We start from the raw sequence: 18204 nt of genomic DNA on the forward strand, positions 1-18204 counted from the left end.
TGGTGTTCCTCTAGCTAATTCTGTTCGTGGTGGCGGTGTCGTCACCGCTGATGTGCGTTATCTGGGGTTGGGGAATCGCCGGTTCAAGCGTCTTCCAGAACAACCCCTGACTCGATGCCCCAACGCGCTGCGGCGCGTTCGAGCGTGCCGTGGGCCAACTCTTACGACTGCGCGATGGTGACCAGCGCAGGACGCAGCAGGCGCTCGTTCAAGAGCCAGCCCTTCTGGTAAACCTGCACGACATGGCCCGGGGCATGTCCCTCGACGTCGACCATGCTCATGGCCTGGTGGTGGTCGGGATTGAACGGCTGGCCGACCGGATCCACGGCCACGAGGCCGTTGTCGGTGGCGACCTTCAGCAGCTGTTTCAGGGTCAGCTCCATGCCTTCGCGTAGGTGCTGCGCGGTGTCGGACTTAACGGACAGGCCGGCTTCGAGGCTGTCGAACACCGGAAGGAGTTCACCCAGCAGCCGCTCGTTGGCGAACTTGCGAGCCATCTCGATATCTCGGGTCAGGCGCCGGCGCGCGTTTTCGAGCTCGGCGCGTTCGCGCAGCGAGTCATCGCGCAGCCTGGCCAGCTCGGCCTGGGCGGCTTCCAGATCGGCCGCGAGGTTCTTGAAATCGTCGTTCACGGCCGGCTGGGCCGTTTCTTCCTGCTGGGATTCGGTCGTCATCGTTCTGGGTGCTGTCCTTGCGCGGTGTGCGCACTAGGCAGCTATGGGGCCCGGGTCCACGGGTTTCAACAGGGCGCGGGATCTGACCGGTGCTCGGGAGGGAGTCCCCGTCGCGGCTCAGCTTCCGGACGGATCGGCGTGGATCGCCGCCCCCAACGCCTCTGCCGCCGCCTGCACCACGGGGATCACGCGCTCATAGGCCATGCGGCTGGGACCGATCACCCCCAGCACGCCCAGCACCTGCCCGCCCGATCCATAGGGCGCCGTCACCAGCGACATGCCCTCCATTGGTGCGAGGCCGGTCTCCTCGCCGATAAAGATGCGCACGCCCGGAGCGCGCACGGTGCGCTCCAGCAGTTGCAGGATCTCGCGCTTACGGGCGAAGGCTTCGAACAGTTCGCGCAGCCGGTCCAGGTCGGCCAGCTCCTGCACGCCCATCAACCGGGTCTGTCCGGCCAGGACCATGTCGTCATGGCTAGGCGCGAGTACCTGCTCGGCCAGCTCGACCGACTGGCTGAGCAGCGTTTCCATTTCATCGCGCGCCATGCGCAGCTCGTGCAGCAGATGCGCGCGCATGTCGGGCAAGGTCCGGCCGGCGAAGTGGGTATTGAGATAGTTGGCGACCCGCTCTAGCTCGCCGGCATCGTAGGGCCGCCGGGTCTGGATGATCCGGTTCTGCACCTCGTTGTCGGCGAACACCAGGATCGCCAGCACACGCTGCCCTTCCACCGGCACGAACTCGATCCGGCGGAAGGCGAATTGTTCGCGGCGCGGCACGCTGACCACACCGACGAAGTGGGTCATCGCAGAGACCAGCTCCGAAGCGCTGCCCAGCAGGGCATGCGTACCCGACCCGGCCGGCAGCTCATTGCGCAGCCGCGCCACTTCGCCCTCCGGCAACGGCCGCACCTGCAGCAGCGAATCCACGAACAGGCGATAGCCCTGTGCAGTAGGAATGCGCCCGGCGGAGGTGTGCGGCGCACTCAGCAGGCCGACTTCTTCAAGGTCCGACAGGATGTTACGAATGGTCGCCGCGCTGACGTCCAGACCGGCATGCCGGGCCAGCGTCTGCGACCCCACCGGTTCGCCGCTCTGGATATACCGCCCGATCAGCGTGCGCAGCAATTGGCGCGCACGCGGGTCCAGGCTGGTGAAGTCGGCGGGATGGCGGCTCATGAGGGCGATATAGAGCCGCTGGAGGGCCCACGCAAGCGTCCAGCCGTGATCCGTTTCATTTTGTGAGACGCGCGGCGGCTACAGATGGCGAGTTGCGCAACCCGCGCCCCTTACAATCCCGCCCCATGCTCGCCCATCTCGCCATCAAAGATTTCGCCGTCGTCCGCAGCGCCGAACTCGATTTCGGCCGCGGCCTTACCGTCATTTCCGGCGAGACCGGCGCCGGCAAGTCGCTGCTGGTGGACGCACTGGGCCTGCTATCCGGCCTGCGCGCCGACAGCGGCGTGGTCCGCCACGGTGCCGAGCGCGCCGAGCTCACCGCCGAATTCGCGCTCGACGATGCCTCCCCGGCCCTGGCCTGGCTGCGCGGGAACGAACTCGACGAAGGCGATGGCGACCTCAGTTGCCAGATCCGGCGCGTGATCCGCGCCGACGGTGGTTCGCGCACCTGGATCAACGGCCGTCCCGCGACGGTCACCCAACTGGCCGAACTGGCCGGCCTGCTGGTCGAGATCCACGGCCAGCACGAACACCAGGCCCTGCTCGCCCGATCCAGCCAGCTCGCCCTGCTCGATGCTTACGGCCGCACCGAGCGCGAACTTGCCACGGTTGCCGGCGCCGCGAGGACCTGGAGCGAGCTGTTGCGCGAACGCGACGCCCTGCTCGCCCAGGGCGACGTCTCCGACCGCATCGGCTGGCTCGAACACCAGTTCGGCGAACTCGATCGGGAAACCCTCGACGTGGATTCGCTGGCGAAGCTGCAAGCCGACCATCGTCGCCACGCCCACGCTGCCGGCCTGATCGCTGCGTGCGACGGCGCCTTCGCCCAGCTCGGCGGCGACGAAGGCCCATCCCTGTCGCGCACCCTGCACCACGTCCGCAGCGAACTGCAGCGCGTGGCCGAGCACGAACCGCGCCTCAACGACGTCGAGGCGATGCTGGACAACGCCGCGATCCAGATCGACGAGGCGCTGGTCCTGCTCGACCGCGTGCGCAGCGACCTGGACGTCGACCCCGATGCCTTCGCACAACTGGAGCGCCGGCTCGGCCGCATCCACGAACTGTCGCGCAAGCACCGCGTTCCAGCGGAACAACTCGCCGCGCAACGCGACTCGATCTCCGAAGAACTGGATCGGCTGCGAAGTGCCGACGAACGCCTGCAGAAACTCGACGGCGAGATCGCACAAGCCCAGGCGCAGTGGCGCCAGGCGGCCCATGCTCTGGGCTCCAAGCGTCGCGACGCCGCCGCAGCCCTGTCCAAGGACACCACCGCGCTGATCGCCGACCTGGGCATGGGCGGCGGTCGCTTTGAAGTCGCACTGGACCCGATCGAAACCGAGCGCCCCGACCCGCAGGGCGGCGAGCGAGCGGAGTTTCTCGTCGCCGCCAACCTGGGCCAGCCGGCGCGCCCACTGCGCAAGGTCGCCTCGGGCGGCGAACTCTCGCGCATCTCGCTGGCGATCGAAGTCGCGGCCCTCGGCCTGGATACCGTGCCGACCATGGTGTTCGACGAGGTCGACTCCGGCATCGGCGGCGGCGTCGCCGAGATCGTCGGTCAGAAGCTGCGCGCCCTGGGTGCTTCCCGCCAGGTGCTGTGCGTGACCCATCAGCCGCAGGTCGCCGCGCAGGGACATGCGCACTACCGCGTGAGCAAGGCGGCGAGCGAAGGTGTTACCCAGAGCGCGGTGCAGTCGCTGGATGCGAAGCAGCGCGAGGAAGAACTGGCACGCATGCTCGGTGGCGTGGAGATGACTCGCGAGGCGCGGGCCGCGGCTAAGCGATTGCTGGCCGACGTGGTCTAGCAGAGACGCTTTGTAGAGCGGAGCTTGCTCCGCTGCCCTGCTTGGTAGATCCGGGCCCGCCTGAATCGCTTTTGCCTGCCGTGAAAGGCACGCCGGGCAGGCCCGGCGCTACGAATGCAACCACAAAAGCAGCGGAGCAAGCTCCGCTCTACAAGAATGTAAAGCGCTCAGCGCTTTTTGCGCACGTACAACACCAGCGAGTGCTCTTCGATCTCGTACCCGTGCTGCGCGGCGATTTTGCGCTGCAGCTCTTCGATCTCGGGGCTCTCGAATTCGGTGATCTTGCCGGTGTCGACGTCGACCATGTGGTCGTGATGATGGCCGCGGTCCAGCTCGTACACCGACTGGCCCGCTTCGAAGTTGTGCTTGAGCACCAGCCCCGCCGCCTCGAACTGGGTCAGCACGCGGTAGACCGTCGCCAGGCCGATGTCTTCGCCGTGCTCAAGCAGATGCCGGTAAATGTCTTCGGCCGTCATGTGGCGCGGCTTGGCCTGCTCCAGCAACCCGAGGATCCGCAGGCGCGGATGGGTCACCTTGAGACCGGCATTGCGAAGGTCTTCGGATTCCATGGGAGTTCCTTTTCTTCCGGGGCCCGAGGGGCTCGCCGGCAGGGCCACCGAGTCCGCGAACGCGGCTGCAACGGTAGGTGAACGTGGCTGCACCAGGACCGCGCAGTGATGGCATCAGTGTATCATCGGCCCCTGTTTCTACTGCCGCCTGTCGCGAAGAACCCGATGCGCAAGCTCCTGCTGGTCCTTATCGTCGCCCTCTCCACTGCCGGTTGCGGCATCCTCTATAAGCAGCCGATCTACCAGGGCAATCTGCTGGAAAAGACCAACGTCGACCAGCTCCAGGCCGGTATGAGCAAGCAGCAGGTGCTGGTGCTTCTGGGCACGCCTTCGATCGAAGATCCCTTCCATCACGACCGTTGGGACTACACCGCGACTCAGCGCGTCGGTCGCATCGGCCATACCGAAATCAAGAACTTCACCCTTTTCTTCGACGGCGACACCCTGACCCGCTGGGAAGGCGACTACTTCGCCGAGCAGGACGCGGAACTCGCCAAGGCCGCACCGAAGCAGTTCGGTCGCAATCTGGCGAAGGACAAGGACAAGAAGCGCCGCGGCCGCTGAGGCTGTTGCTGGTGCTGAAGAAGAAAGCGGAGCCTGGCTCCGCTTTTTTTATTGCCGGTGTCCCCAGGGGATTTTTGTAGAGCGGAGCTTGCTCCGCTGCTTTTGACCGCATTCGGCAATCCATCAGGGGCAGCGGAGCAAGCTCCGCTCTACAAGGCAGGCACCACCAATTATTTCTTCGGCTGACGCCGCCGCTCCTCGACGCGTTGCCGACGCGCTTGCTTGGGATCGGCCAGCAGAGGCCTGAGCAGCTCGACACGGTCGCCGTCGCGCAGCTCGGCATCGATTTCCACGCGCTGGCCGAATACCGCGTAGGCGACGATTTCAGGGTCATCGCCCCACCCTGCCGCGACCAGCGCATCACGCACGGTCGCCGCATCCGGCAGATCCAGATCGACGCGCTCGAAACGACGCGGCCATGCGCGCAGCAGCTCGACTTTCATGCGAACTGATTGCCGCCGGCTTCTTCCGGCGAATCGGCGACGCGCACGAAGTCGTCGACCATCCGGTCCGCCAGGCTCTGGAAGCCCACCGCCAACGCAGGGCCCAGCAGCTTCACTGCCGGCTCGAAATCCAGGGTCAGGGTGACCTTGCAGGCCGATTCGTCCAAAGCATGGAATTCCCAACGGCCGGTCAGCTTGCGGAACGGCCCGTCCACCAGCTTCATGTCGATATGGTGCGGCGCCTTGAGCGCGTTGTGAGTGGTGAACCAGGTGCGCAGCGCGCCCAGCCCCAGGTCCAGCCGCGCCACCACGTGGTCGTCATCGGCTTCCAATACCTGGGCCGAATCGCACCAGTCGAAGCGGCGCGGATAGGCCGGGATATCGTTCACCAGCGCGAACATGCGCGCGGCGGAGTGTTCGACCAGGGCGGAGCGGCGGATCGTAGGCATCGGGTTCTGGACAGCGGGCTCTGCTAAGCGTGTTCCGATCGGTGCGCATCGCGCTCGCCAGCATGGGAGAATGGCGCGATGGCAAAGAATTCCAGCAGCAAGACCAGCAAGGATAAAGGAAAGGCGGGTGGCAGCGGCGACGCCGTGAAGACCATTGCGCTCAACAAGCGCTCCCGCCACGAGTACCACCTCGAGGAGCGCTTCGAAGCCGGCATGGCGCTCCAGGGCTGGGAGCTGAAGGCGATCCGGGCCGGTCGCGCCAACATCGTCGACGCCTACGCGATGATCCGCGAGGGCGAGATGTTCGTGTACGGCTCGCAGATCACCCCGCTGATTTCTGCCTCCACCCACGTCGTCCCCGAGGACCGGCGCACGCGCAAGCTGCTGCTGCACCGGCGCGAGATCGACCGCCTGATCGGCCGGGTCCAGCGCGATGGCTACACCGTGGTGCTGACCGCGCTGTACTGGAAAGGCAACAAGGTCAAAGCCGAAATCGCACTGGCCAAGGGCAAGCAGACCCACGACAAGCGCGAAGCGAGCAAGGAACGCGACTGGGCGCGCGAGAAGCAGCGCGTGATGCGTCGGCATAACAAGGACGCGTGATTACGGGGCTCGTGGTAAGTCTCCATGCGGCTTTGCTTTAGTTGTTCCGGCCGGACTCACTTCCCCTCCCCCTGCGTTGCTGCGCAACGCTGTCCCTCTCCCCGCAGGCCGGGCGAGGGGCAAGTCCCGCGAAGAAGCTACTGCTCTTTCTCCCCGCTTGCGGGGAGAAGATGCCCGAAGGGCAGATGAGGGGCGGCGAGCGTAGCGAGCCGCTCTTCTTGTTTGTTGTTGCGAGGATGGAGAGCTGTTCCGTGCGGACTCACCTCCCCTCACCCTGCGTTGCTGCGCACGCGGTCGCTCACACTGCTCCCAGTCCTCGCGCATAGCGCGAGGGCGTTAAGGCGTGCGCGCGCCAGTGGCGCGCGAGCAGCACGCCTTCACCCCGCAAGCGGGGCGAGGGGCAGGGAGCGAAGAGGCGCCGCTTGTGGGTGACCTGCCGATCAATCCTCGCCAACCCGCTCACCCGGCAGCGTGAAATAAAACACCGCGCCCTCGCCTTCGCGTCCCTCTGCGCGGATACGACCACCATGGCGCTCGATGATCCGTTTCACCGAAGCCAGCCCGATGCCATGCCCACTGAATTCTTCCTGCGAATGCAGGCGCTGGAACGGGCGAAACAGCTTATCGGCATAGGACTGCGCAAAGCCCGCGCCGTTATCGCGCACATAGAACTCGGCTTCCCTGCCCGCATGATCTACCACGCCAAATTCGATCATCGCGTGCTCGCGACCCCGCGTGAACTTCCACGCATTGCCCAGCAGATTCCCGAGCAGGTTTCGCAATAGCGCCGCATCGCCCATGGCCGTCAGGCCAGGCACGATGCGCACGGCCAGTTCGCGATCCGGATCATCCGCGCGCAATTCATCGATCACTTCCAAAGCCATGCGACTCAATTCGACCGGTTCCCGCCGCAACTCAGCCCGCACCAGCCGCGAGATCTGCAGCAATGCCTCGATCAGTTCGCCCATGCGCAGCGCTGCCTTGCGCACGCGCCATAGATAATCGCGACCGCTTTCATCGAGCTGGGTTTCATAACGATCCACGAGGATGCGGCTGAAGCCTTCGATGGAGCGCAACGGCGCGCGCAGATCGTGCGACACGCTGTAGGCGAACGACTCCAACTCCTGATTGGCATGTTGCAGCTCGCGCGTGCGCACATCGACGCGTGCCTCCAGCGTGCGATTGAGCGCCTGCACGCGTGCCTGTGCCCGGACGCGATCGGTGACGTCTTCGACCTGGACCAGGCCGGTGACGTCCTGGCCGACATTGCCCGGCACCGGTGCATAGGTCAGTTGCGCCTGCCGTGGCAGATCGCCTTCGCGACGCAGCAATCGGGTCACGCGGTGCACGCCGTTTGCGTCGGTTTCGCCGTCATCGTGAGGTCGCAATGAAGAATCATCACCCTCGAACAACGATTCGAACGCCACGCCGATCAGCGACTTCGCACTCCGCCCGACGATGCGGCATAACGCCGGATTGACCTCCACGATCCCGCCTTCGCTGTCGAGCAGCGCCTTGCCGATCGCGGAGTAATGCATGGATATGCGGAAGCGCTGTTCGCTGCGCCGGTATTCCTCGGTAAGCCGCTTCGCGATCTCCGTCGCCCGATCCTCGGTGCGCGCCAGCGTCCACACGATTGCGTAGAGCAGCAGACTGACGAGCAAACCCAGCGCGAGCATGCTCTCCAAACCGCGCAGATGCGGCGCGACGATCGATTCCGGCGGCGAATCGAACTCCAGCCGCCAATGACGGCCATAGAAGTCCAATGCGGATTGCTGATGGAACGCCGATGTCTCTCCTGCCCCCGCCTGCACGAACAGCAGCTGATCGCCTCCGCTGGTATCGATGATGCGCAGGCCGACGTTCTGGTAATCGCCGTTCAGCGTAGTGGCCACATAACGTTCGACGTTGAACGGCAGATACACCCAGCCCTGCAGCGACTGCTCGCGCGCCGTGGGCGTCAGCGGATGGTCGCCACTGCGATAAACGGGGATGTAGAGCATCAGGTCGCCTTGGAACCCGCCCGATGACCGTCCGCTGAGCTGCGGCGTACCGGTTCCCATAGCCGCCCACAGCGCCGGCTGGCTGGCCGGATCGCTCAGCAGGTCCAGGCCGATCACGGCAACGTTGGCGGCCGTGCGCGGCTCCAGGTAGAGCACCGGGGCGTAGTTCGCCCGCATTCCGTGCGGCAGTACGCTCAGTTGCCCGTACCCGGAATCGCGCCACTCCAGCTGCAGGTCATCCAGGCGGTTGTTGCTGACATAGCCGACGAAGCCCAGCCCTCGCGCCGCCGGAAAGCGCCGGGGCAGATTCATGCTCTGCGTGTAGTCGGCCCATTGCCGCGGCGTCGGCCGCGCCATCGATGCGAATAGCGCCGTGCCGCCTCGGCCGACCAGTTCGTAATAGATCAGCCGCTGCCGCAGGCGCTCCGAAATCTCGGCCGTATCCGAGGCGAACCGCGCCTCCGCGGCCCGCAGCTCACGTTCGCGGGCGTAGTACCAGGTGACCAGCACCAGGCAGAGCGCCCCGAGCAGCACCAGCAACGCCAACAGGTACCCGCCCCGCGGCAGGAGCCCGGGGCGATGACGTTCCGGTGTCTGGGTGGATCCGGGCGTCCCCATGGGGACAAGCATACAAGTTGGGGAGGCTGTTCCCGCCTTGCGGATCTTGCAGGCGCCGGTAGGACCGCTAGGCTAGCGCCAGAGGGAAGCCTTGCCGACGCGTCATCGCGTCGCAGATTTCATGATGGGAGCCTGGCAATGGGTAAAGAAGAACCAGAGGTCATTCCGAATTGCCCGGTATGCCAGATGGCCGTCGGCAAGACCGAGGCCAAACTGATCTCGCACTTCCGCCTGCATGCGGATGCGGTGCCGGGCCGAAGCCCGACAGCGGTGGCGCTTCACCTTCTGCGCGTCACTGAAGGGGAAGAAGAGCTGTGGCCGGAGTTGGCCATGCTTCGTGATCAGGGTGGGAGCAGCTCCCCGCTCTCGTGAGGTGTTGCCTCAGTGTGCGCTATTCGCTGAGACGAACTTCCTTCGAGTGTCAGCGCAGCGCATTGCGCCAAGAGAAATCGGGAAGCATTAGCTTTCCCCAAGACCATCACGTCAGACAAATGACAAGGTGCAGGCACTCCGGGGTCCGGCGCAAGGCCCCTCGCGTAGGGCGCGTTTTAACCGCCGTGCGGCCCAATCTTCGGGCTGGAAAGTCGACTCTGACCCCAATTTTGCAGGGCCTGCTGTTCGCAGCGCGCTACGACTCCATGATCGGCGGTCAGCGGGAATACGCCTAGCTGTGGCGGCAGCTGCACGCCCAGTTCTGGATGGGCCCGGATGGTTATACGCCTATGCCGGACCGGGACTTCCTGCTTTACATCGTGAGTTGCAGCACACCGCCGAAGACGAAATCGTGCTCGAAATATTCAGTCGAGCACGGAATAGCTACGCAAGAGGGTTGGGGGAGCATGGTCTGCTCCCCTCTGACATCAAGACCATCTTCGATAGGCCGTGGTCGGTACGGCCCATCATCCTGAGACCATCGCGGAATAGCGCGGAGGACTCTTACCCGTAAGGCTTCCTAATCACGAATGCTTCGGAGAAAAACTCACCCGTTCGGTCTTCGCTAGTGGCATGTAGCACCACCACACGAAAACGGAACTTGAGCTGCTCCGCCAATTTCGGCTTCTGTCCTGCAGGAATAGGAGGAAGCTCGATCTTCTGGATATCAAAAACGAGCGTTGTCGCGCCCGAAGGATTCAGCGGATAAATCTTCGAAACGGCGCCTGGCGTTCCATCTTCTACACGGAACGGCCAAGTAACCCACTGCCCACTCTCATCCATGACCTCAAGGTTGGCATAAGCACGGACCTTTACGTGACTGACGTTTTTCAGGGTTAGCTGAACTGGCTGTGTTCTGTCGTATGTCGCACTGAGTCCGGATATATCAACCACATGCCCTGCAGTGGTAGCACATGAGGCGCAACTCAGCATCGCCAATAGGAGGCCTAGAAGAATCTTCATGCTCAATGTCCTGTTCGAATGTTTCCGGGATAGTCGACAAAAACGTCGATCGATTTGACACCCGCCGCCCGCAACTGAAGGAGGTTATCCAGCAGCCCACTGCAAGTTTCAATGCAGCCATGAGTCTCCCCCTTGGTCGAATCATGGAGGTACATGTTGTCTCGGTCATATGTATTGGTTCCCGGAGCCGGCATCAACCGCGCACGCCAATTCCCCCAGGACTGCTCACCACCCGCAGGAATTCTCTCAATGCCCCCGTTAGGGTTCGGGGTGAGGTAGCCACCAGGAGCCACGTTCGCAATGCGATTCGGATTGGGCACAAGATTTACGGAATAGAGTCCCTCTGGCGTCGGGCCATAGCCCGGAACGTTCTGATACGCCGAGTTTCTATAGTCGAAGTAGCCCGGCACATTCTGCCCGGAGCTGGCAGCGCATTGCCGCTTCAACTGCGAACGATCGCCAAGCTTGCCGCCGTACAAGCTCATCTGGCGTCCGTTGTACTCAATCCAGTCCAGTCCAAAGGGATCGGCCTGGGTTAGCGGATTGCTCCCTGAGTAGGCGTAGGTGCTGATACCCCCGTTCAAACCAATCGGGTCACTTTCCGGATAGCTGCCCGTCGAAGGGTCATAGTCCCGGAAGTAGTTCTGATTGAGACCACTTGCCGCATCGTAGCGTTGGCCCGGGAACCGCAAATTGAACGCCAAACTCACACTGTCGCCGTCGACGTCTTCATTCGGCGCATCCTTACCAAACACCTCCCCAGTCAACGCCCAACTCCACACCGCCACATTGCGCGTCGACTCGATCACCGTGCGCGGCGTGCCCAGCGCATCGGCCTCGATGTAGTTCAACGGCTGATTCGTCGCCGCCGCACCCACGATCAGGCCCACCGGAAGATCGTCCAGCCACACGACCTGCCGGGTCGGATTGCCAGCATTGTCGTAGTCGCCCAGCCAGTGGCCGCCCTCGTCGTACACGGTCGCGGTGCCGTTGGCGCCGATGCTGCGGCGCACCTGCTCGCCCTTGCCGTTGTAGGCGTAGCTCATCGCTGTGACACCGCCCTGCTTCGCCGCACTCATGCGATTGGCATCGCTGTAGACGAACTCGCGCGCCGCTCCGCCAATAGCAGTAGTGTTGCCGACGCTGTCATACGTACGCGCCACACCGCCGACATCGGTCAGCCGATGGCTGTTCGTTGCCAGTGTGTAAGCGGTAGTGACGCCACCATTCGTCGCACTGATGCGATTACCGGTGCCGTCGTACCCATATCCCTGCAACAACGCATCCGTGGTGCTGTCGTGGGTTTCAGTCAAACGGTTGAGCGCATCGTAGACATACCGCCGCAACGGCGGTTCGCTCTGATTGCCGTTACGCAGCTTCACCAGATTCCCAACCGCATCGAACTCATACCCTAGCGACAGACCAGCAGTGCTCTGATCCTGGACCACACCCGGCTGGTAGTTCTGGTTGAGCGTGCGTTGGAACAGCCGCCCGTTACCGAACACCCATTCCGATGCCGGGCCGAACGGGTAATAGCTCGCCGAAGTCAGCAGGATCTGGCGGCTAACACCCGGACGCGTCACACCGACTTGCGTGGTGCGACCGAGGTTGTCGCGCACGTAGTCGGCGACGGTACCGTCCGGGTAGGTGACGCTGCTCAGCTGTCCGGCCTTGGTGTAACCGTAGCGCACGGTGAGGTTCTGCCCCGCCGTGGTCTGGACCTTGCGCACCATCTGGCCGAAGCGGTCGTAGCAGTACTGCGTGCTACCGCTGCCGTCGGTGATCAGGCTCAGGCGGCCGGCGGCGAAGGTTTCGCCGCCGGCGCACGCGGTGGCCGCGATGTCGTAGCTGTAGCCGACGTTGAGACTGCTGTCGGGATAGCTGACCGACACCAGACGGTTGAGCGCGTCGTAACCGTAGGTAGCGGTGACATTGCGCGCATCCGTCTGCGTCTTGCGGTTGCCGGCGCTGTCGTAGGTGTAGCTGGTGACGCCGGTGTCCGGGCTATCCAATTGCTTCAGGTCACCCAGGCCGTTGTACGTGTACTTGGTCGAGAGGTTCTTCGGGTCGATGACTTCGGTCAGGTTGTCGCGCGCGTCGTACTTGAACTGGGTAGTGACATTGAGTTCGCCGACATTCTGGATCGTCTGGGTGAGACGGTTCAGTGCGTCGTAGTCGCTATCGGTCACGCGGCTGAGCGCGTCGGTCACCTTATCGGCGTTGCCGTTGGCGTCGTAGATGTAACCGGTTCCGTGGTTGTAGGCGTCCTTGTTCGTCTGCAACTGGCCAAGCTTGTTGAAGACTCTTGAGAGCGTACGCACCAGCGTCCCAGCGCTGTCCTTCGTGTCTTCCTTGGTCCGGTTGCCTGCATTGTCCAGCGTGTAGTGGATCGTACTGCCTACGCCGTCCGTGATATCGGTGAGGCGATGCGCGGCATCATAGGTGTAGCTCGTGTTGCTGCCGTCGGGCAGCGCGGTCTTCTTCACCAGTCCCGTCGGGTAATACTCGATGCGGGTGATCTGGTCGTCCGTTTCGATTGCGCCATCCGTGCCACGGGCCTTGCGGGCGATAAGCCAGCCCCGCGAGTGGTATTCGAAGTCGGTGACTACGCCGTTGGCATCCTTTATCGACAGCACGCGGCCGGCGCCGTCGTACCTGAGCGTCTCTGCGATGTTGCCCAGTGCGTCCTGCACCATCCACAGATCGCCCTTGCGATGCGGACAGGTGGTCGGCGACGTTGCGCAGGTGGCGTCGTCGCTGGGGTAGTAGGTATACGTGGTGATGTCGTTGATATCTGTGCGCGGGCCGTTGATCGAGGTCACCAGTCCCAACACCGGGCAGGTGCCGGCGGTAACGTCGGCCTGTTCACAATACGTGGTGGTACTCGTGCGGGTGGCGTTCGTAACCGGGTCGACGCTAGTCGCGGTCAGGATCTGGCCACGCGCGTTGTAGGTGTATGTTTGCTTGCCAACCAGCACATTGGCAGCGTCGTAGATGCGACGCTCTAGCGGCATCCTCAGTGAGCTATCCCAATCGGTCTGAGTCTTGCGCTGGGTCGGCCTGCCTTTGGCCTCGATCAGCTGCGTCTCCAAGTCGTCAACGCTGCGATCATGGTCAGAGATGGTGCCGTTGAAGTCCTTGACGTTGTCGAGGTGGAGGTTTGAGTCGAACGAGTACGTGCTCGCGGAGGTTGGACAGGTGGAGCATTGATTGAGTAGGTACGTCAGCTTCTTGACGCCCACATGGGTCACGAAGTTGCGGTATTGCGGATTGCCCAGCGGGTCGGTCACTGTTGCCGTGTCGCCACTGTAGGCAACGGTGTTCTTCTCGACGCCACCCGCGTGTTCGGTCGAAACCGCACGGCCCGAGGTGTCGTATTTGAAGGTAGCGAAGCGCTGGCCCGACTCGTCCACGATCCCGGTCAGGGCCAAAGGCAGATTCGCCCCGGCGGTATACGTCGTCTCGTTGTACAGGTACTCCTTGGTCGCGCCCCCGGGGTAAGCAATGCCGGAAAGCATGCCCTGGCTATCGTAGGAATACCCGTAAACCTGCCCCGAGGCGTCCGTGATCTGATCGAGGCGACTTGAGGCATCGTAGTGGAAGGTGAGGCTGCGGCCCGCGCGATCTGTTATCCGCGTGAGCAGCAGGTCCTGCGCAGTGCCCGTTACAACACCTCCGTTGTATTCCAGAGACGCCGTATCGCCGGCTCGATTGGAGATCGTGAGCAAACGTCCAAGCGTGTCGTAAACCTCGACTTCGCCGGTGCTGCGGTTGGTGTAGGTCCAGCCGATCTCGGTTCCGTTGGCATCCTTGTTTGTCGCCAACGTATCAAATACATCCGTATCGGGCAGCCAAGACCCGTCTTGCTGTTTCAAGAACAGCAGATAGCCTCCCGTTGGCCGATGCAGCTTTACCACGCGTCCGTTGTACTGAGCGGCAGAGTATTCAATGCGCTTGGAATAGGTGTGTGTCCAAGCTGCACCAAGCCCGTACTGCTGGAACGCGCCATAGCTGTTGTACTGGCGCACAAACCCGAGCAGGCCCGAGAGTTCCAGATCGACTTCACGCTGATGCTTGTTGCCGGTCGCCACGTTGATGGGGTTACCAGCATCGTTGCCGTGTGGCGGGTTACCCCGCGGGGCCGCCGCGCAGCAAGCGCCGGTGCCAGGCCCAAGATTCTTAGGGAGTTCGAACGACACATACGGCCATTCCCCGACGCCGTAGTAGCCGCTCCAGAAATAAGCACACCCGTCGCAGTTGTGCAGCCAAATCTCCCCAACATACGAGTTGAGGTTTGGCCCAGAACGCCGGCAACGATATTCCTTCGAATCGGCAATCCGCGCTTCGTAATTGAGCTTAGTGGACGCCATGCAGCCGTCATAGGCCGCCATCTGGTTCGAGTACATCGCGGCCGAAGCAGACCCCGACCAGCACAATGACAACAAGAGAATCAGCGCAAGCAACATCTCGCGCGCGCTCTTTTCCAAAAGCATCCAAGCCACTCCTAGCCGGCTTCCCGGCGCGCATTCCTTGCCAAAGATCCCAGAGCGGCCCGTGATAAAGCGCTCTGACTAAGTAGCAAATTGCATTATTTCAATCACGGTGCGATTCACTGCTCCGTCGACACTCCAACCACAAAAGCTGGCGCCAATATGCAGTTGCCCTCGTGAGAGCTCGTAAATGGCTTGGAGATGATCGGAAAGTTTGCTTTGCTTGGCAATCAGACTTCGGCCACATCTTGCGTAGGACTTTTCTGAACTCCCACACCGAGCCTGGCCTTTCCGCGGACTCGGCGCGGCTTACCGGCGAACTTCTGCTGCTAGCGACAAATCCCGGCGGACATTCCAACAAAAAAGGCCGGAACCTTTCGGTTACCGACCTTTGTTGAACTGCCCAAGACAGACAGTGAATTGGTGGAGGTGGGGGGAATTGAACCCCCGTCCGAAGGCACTCCATCCCCGGCACTACATGCTTAGCTCACCGTTGGATCTCGCCCCCGGACAGCACGGTGCGCGAAGCGCATCCGGGGACCAGCCTGCTTTAGGTTAGCCGGAAGCTGACAGGCAGCCACTTCCAGCGATTCCGTGATGATGACCCTACGCTGCGAGCACGGACACAAGCAGTTTCGGGGCTTACGCCTTAAGCGGCGAGAGCGTAGTTGTCGTCGTTGGCAACTAGAGTTTTGCAGCTGGATTTACGAGGAAAGCTACCCCCTCGGCATGCGCCAAGCGACTTTGCGACCCCCGTCGAAGCCAGTGCACCCCCGGGGACAGCGAAACGCTGACCCGAGCAGTATAGGGGCGGCGCTGTCGATCTCAAGCGCTAGGACTCGACATCAGCGTGGATTCAACGCCTTCTTCGCCGCGCCCCGGCGATCACATAGAAAAACGGGGCGGTTGCCCGCCCCGTTCCTCCCCTGCGATGCCGCAGCCTCAGCTGCGGACCGGTACCAGGGTGATCTCGACGCGGCGGTTCTGTGCACGGCCCTCGTCGGTTTCATTGGTGGAGATCGGACGCGATTCGCCCGCGCCGACCGTAATCAGGCGCTGCTGGATCACACCATGGCTGGAGAGATAGGCAGCCACGGAATTGGCGCGGCGCACCGACAGCTCCTGGTTGTAGGCGTCGCTGCCGACGTTGTCGGTGTGGCCGGCCACTTCCACGACGGTCTGGTTGTACTCGGCCAGGGTGCTCGCCACGTCGTTCAACACCGGATAGAACTGCGGCTGCAGGCTGGCGTCGTTGAAGGCGAAGGTGATGTTGCCCGGCATGCTCAGGGTGATGTTGTCGCCCTGGCGGACCACGCCGACACCGGTGCCGGCCATGCGTTCGCGCAGGGCGCGTTCCTGGCGATCCTGGTAGTTGCCGATGGCGCCACCGGTAAGGCCACCGACACCGGCGCCGACCAGGGCGCGCTGGCGCCGTTCGGTCGCGTCGTCACCGCTGAGCAGACCGGCCACGGCACCCACGGCGGCGCCGATCAGCGCGCCCTTCTTGGTCTTGCTCATGCCGGTCTGTTGGCCCGTGGGCTGCGGCTGCTGCGTCGGCTGGGAGCTGCCGTAGTAGCCACCCTGCGTCGTGGCACAGGCGGCCAGCAGCGTGGTGAGAGCAGCAGCTACGATCAGATTGCGTTGCGTATTCATTCCTTTCTCCTATGGGGTACATGACGCGCGCCGGAACGATGGCAGCTCGTTCATGAACAGGAATGAACGCTAAGCGCGGAAATGTCTTCAGCAGGTGACGAAACCACCTATGCGCTTCAACGCACGATAAACGGGATCTCGTTTCAGCCTGCGAGGAACTCGATCGCCCGGCGGGTGCCTTCTGGCAACAGCGCATCGGCCGATGGCCCATCCAGCCGCGCATCCCAGTTGCTCATCAGCGACAGGTACAGCAGCTTGTCGAATTCGCTGCCGAAACGCTGGATCACGCCATCGGGATCGGGAATCAGCTTGGCATCGGAGATCAATCCGAAATGCACGCGGCCGTTGTAGCTGAGGATGGATATGCCCACGCCGATGGAACCGGTCTGGGGCACCCAGAACATCATGTCGCGCAGCGCGCAGCCGGCCATGTACAAGGTCTGCGACGGCCCCGGCACATTGGTCGCCACCATCGTCGCCTTGCGACTGAAGAGTTCGAGCGCGAGGCTCTGTACCGCCGTCGGCGCCATGCCCAATGCGGCGAGCAGTCCGAACGAGACGATCGCCTGGCGCGAATGCTTGAGGTTGTTCATGCACTCGGCGACGCGCTCCACGCGCCGGATCGGATTCTCCTCGCCGACCGGAAGATCGAGGAAAACCAAGCCGAAGTGATTGCCCAGCTTTTTGGCGTGTTCCAGCGGACGCAGGTTTACCGGAACCGTGGCGCGCAGGGTGAGTCCGTCGACATGATCGCCACGCTCGAGCATGTATTGGCGCAACGCACCGGCGGCAGTCGCCATCAATACGTCGTTGACGGTGCATTCGCAGGCGCGGCCGACAGCCTTCACTTCCTCCAGATCCAGCGGCTCGGCCCAGGCGACACGCTTGCTGACACCGAGCTTTCCGCGCAGCAGCGACGGCGGATCGTCGGGCAGCGTGATCGCATGCAACAGCTCCCGGCCGATTTCACCGCCCTCCTTCGCCAACACCGCGGCCAGCGTCGGATCGCGGTACATCTCCATGCCCTTCTCGACCACCTTGGTGCCGAGTTTCATGTAGCGCTCCGCCGCACCAACCCGGCGCGCGACGTCGGCGCCGTCCTGCTTCAACCAAGCCTGCTGGAGATCGCTGCCCTTGCCGGGTTCGCGCGTGGTGTCGGTCAGCGACAGCAGCACCTGCACCAGCGCAATGCCGTCCGCATAGCTGTGATGGATGCGCGCGATCAGCGCCGAGCCACCCTCGTACTTCTCGACCAGGTGGAATTGCCAGAGCGGCCGCCCGGTATCGAGCGGCGTGGAGGTCAGCTGGCTGACGAATTTCTCGAGCGCGCGCTTGCCGCCGCGGCCTGGCAGAGCCGTGAGCTGCACGTGCCAGTCGAGGTCAAGATCGTTATCGGTTTCCCAGAATGCCCCGGCCGCCGTGTCGACCGCTTTCTGGCGGAAGCGACGGTAGGCCAGCCAGCGCTCGCTGATGACCTTGCGCAGCTCGTTGACCGACATCGCCTCGGCGAACATCAGCACGCCGGTGATCATCATCGGGTTGGTCGGCTGCTCCATGCGCAGCCAGGCGGTGTCAACCTTCGCCATTGGCTCGCGACGCGTGGCGCGGATGCGCTGGGCCCGCTCCTTGGCGGTGCGCTTCTTGTCGGCGCTGTCCTTGACGGTGCCCTTGCGCAGTCGTGCCGTTGCCATGCACTTCTCCATTACCTTCGCGTCACGTTCAGCGAGTGAATCACGCAGGCGCAAACAGCGTCAACGCGTATGGA

The 18204-nt window shown here is 63.2% G+C and carries 14 protein-coding genes and 1 other RNA gene; 4 read left to right on the plus strand and 11 right to left on the minus strand.

Annotated features, from left to right (window positions below; genetic code table 11):
* Positions 1-161 precede the first annotated feature (161 nt).
* Positions 162-674 (minus strand): nucleotide exchange factor GrpE, encoded by a 513-nt coding sequence (grpE, locus tag ACYVGK_RS07620; protein ID WP_460732762.1) that lies wholly within the window; start codon positions 672-674, stop codon positions 162-164.
* A 117-nt stretch (positions 675-791) separates the two neighbouring features.
* Positions 792-1850, minus strand: coding sequence for a heat-inducible transcriptional repressor HrcA (gene hrcA, locus ACYVGK_RS07625; protein WP_460732763.1), 1059 nt, complete (start codon positions 1848-1850; stop codon positions 792-794).
* Between the two features lie 125 nt (positions 1851-1975).
* Here hrcA and recN point away from each other — a divergent pair, with 125 nt between their 5' ends.
* Positions 1976-3652, plus strand: a complete 1677-nt coding sequence (gene recN / locus ACYVGK_RS07630; RefSeq protein WP_460732764.1) for a DNA repair protein RecN — start codon at positions 1976-1978, stop codon at positions 3650-3652.
* A gap of 167 nt (positions 3653-3819) precedes the next feature.
* On the opposite strand, the gene fur is transcribed toward recN, so the two are convergent.
* The gene (gene fur / locus ACYVGK_RS07635; protein WP_460732765.1) at positions 3820-4221 is read right to left on the minus strand and encodes a ferric iron uptake transcriptional regulator; all 402 of its coding nucleotides are present in this window, start codon (positions 4219-4221) and stop codon (positions 3820-3822) included.
* 165 nt (positions 4222-4386) lie between these two features.
* Between fur and ACYVGK_RS07640 the strand changes: the two genes are divergently transcribed.
* Complete coding sequence (locus ACYVGK_RS07640) at positions 4387-4785, plus strand: outer membrane protein assembly factor BamE (protein ID WP_460732766.1); 399 nt, start codon at positions 4387-4389, stop codon at positions 4783-4785.
* Positions 4786-4955: 170 nt separating this feature from the next.
* Here ACYVGK_RS07640 and ACYVGK_RS07645 read toward each other — a convergent pair whose 3' ends face one another.
* Both ACYVGK_RS07645 and ACYVGK_RS07650 read right to left on the minus strand, forming a co-directional pair.
* Positions 4956-5228: an RnfH family protein gene (locus tag ACYVGK_RS07645; protein WP_460732767.1), complete on the minus strand. Its 273-nt coding sequence runs from the start codon at positions 5226-5228 to the stop codon at positions 4956-4958.
* Positions 5225-5677 (minus strand): type II toxin-antitoxin system RatA family toxin, encoded by a 453-nt coding sequence (locus ACYVGK_RS07650; protein WP_460732768.1) that lies wholly within the window; start codon positions 5675-5677, stop codon positions 5225-5227. Before ACYVGK_RS07650 ends, ACYVGK_RS07645 begins: the two co-directional genes overlap by 4 nt.
* Before the next feature lie 78 nt (positions 5678-5755).
* Here ACYVGK_RS07650 and smpB point away from each other — a divergent pair, with 78 nt between their 5' ends.
* Positions 5756-6280 carry an SsrA-binding protein SmpB gene (smpB, locus tag ACYVGK_RS07655; RefSeq protein ID WP_460732769.1) on the plus strand — a complete coding sequence of 175 codons (525 nt, stop codon included), beginning with the start codon at positions 5756-5758 and terminating at the stop codon, positions 6278-6280.
* Between the two features lie 440 nt (positions 6281-6720).
* On the opposite strand, the gene ACYVGK_RS07660 is transcribed toward smpB, so the two are convergent.
* Positions 6721-8901 carry a CHASE domain-containing protein gene (locus tag ACYVGK_RS07660; protein ID WP_460732770.1) on the minus strand — a complete coding sequence of 727 codons (2181 nt, stop codon included), beginning with the start codon at positions 8899-8901 and terminating at the stop codon, positions 6721-6723.
* Positions 8902-9039: 138 nt separating this feature from the next.
* On the opposite strand from ACYVGK_RS07660, the gene ACYVGK_RS07665 reads away from it, so the two are divergent.
* On the plus strand, positions 9040-9273 hold the full coding sequence (locus ACYVGK_RS07665) for a hypothetical protein (RefSeq protein WP_460732771.1): 234 nt from the start codon (positions 9040-9042) through the stop codon (positions 9271-9273).
* A 564-nt stretch (positions 9274-9837) separates the two neighbouring features.
* On the opposite strand, the gene ACYVGK_RS07670 is transcribed toward ACYVGK_RS07665, so the two are convergent.
* The 5 genes from ACYVGK_RS07670 to ACYVGK_RS07690 form a co-directional block, all read right to left on the minus strand.
* Positions 9838-10296 (minus strand): hypothetical protein, encoded by a 459-nt coding sequence (locus ACYVGK_RS07670; RefSeq protein ID WP_460732772.1) that lies wholly within the window; start codon positions 10294-10296, stop codon positions 9838-9840.
* A gap of 2 nt (positions 10297-10298) precedes the next feature.
* Positions 10299-14789: an RHS repeat-associated core domain-containing protein gene (locus ACYVGK_RS07675; RefSeq protein WP_460732773.1), complete on the minus strand. Its 4491-nt coding sequence runs from the start codon at positions 14787-14789 to the stop codon at positions 10299-10301.
* Between the two features lie 418 nt (positions 14790-15207).
* Positions 15208-15561: a transfer-messenger RNA gene (gene ssrA / locus ACYVGK_RS07680) on the minus strand.
* Between the two features lie 167 nt (positions 15562-15728).
* On the minus strand, positions 15729-16439 hold the full coding sequence (locus tag ACYVGK_RS07685) for an OmpA family protein (RefSeq protein WP_460732774.1): 711 nt from the start codon (positions 16437-16439) through the stop codon (positions 15729-15731).
* A 143-nt stretch (positions 16440-16582) separates the two neighbouring features.
* Positions 16583-18130 carry a WS/DGAT/MGAT family O-acyltransferase gene (locus tag ACYVGK_RS07690; protein WP_460732775.1) on the minus strand — a complete coding sequence of 516 codons (1548 nt, stop codon included), beginning with the start codon at positions 18128-18130 and terminating at the stop codon, positions 16583-16585.
* Positions 18131-18204 lie beyond the last annotated feature (74 nt).

Source organism: Lysobacter tyrosinilyticus (assembly GCF_054779815.1).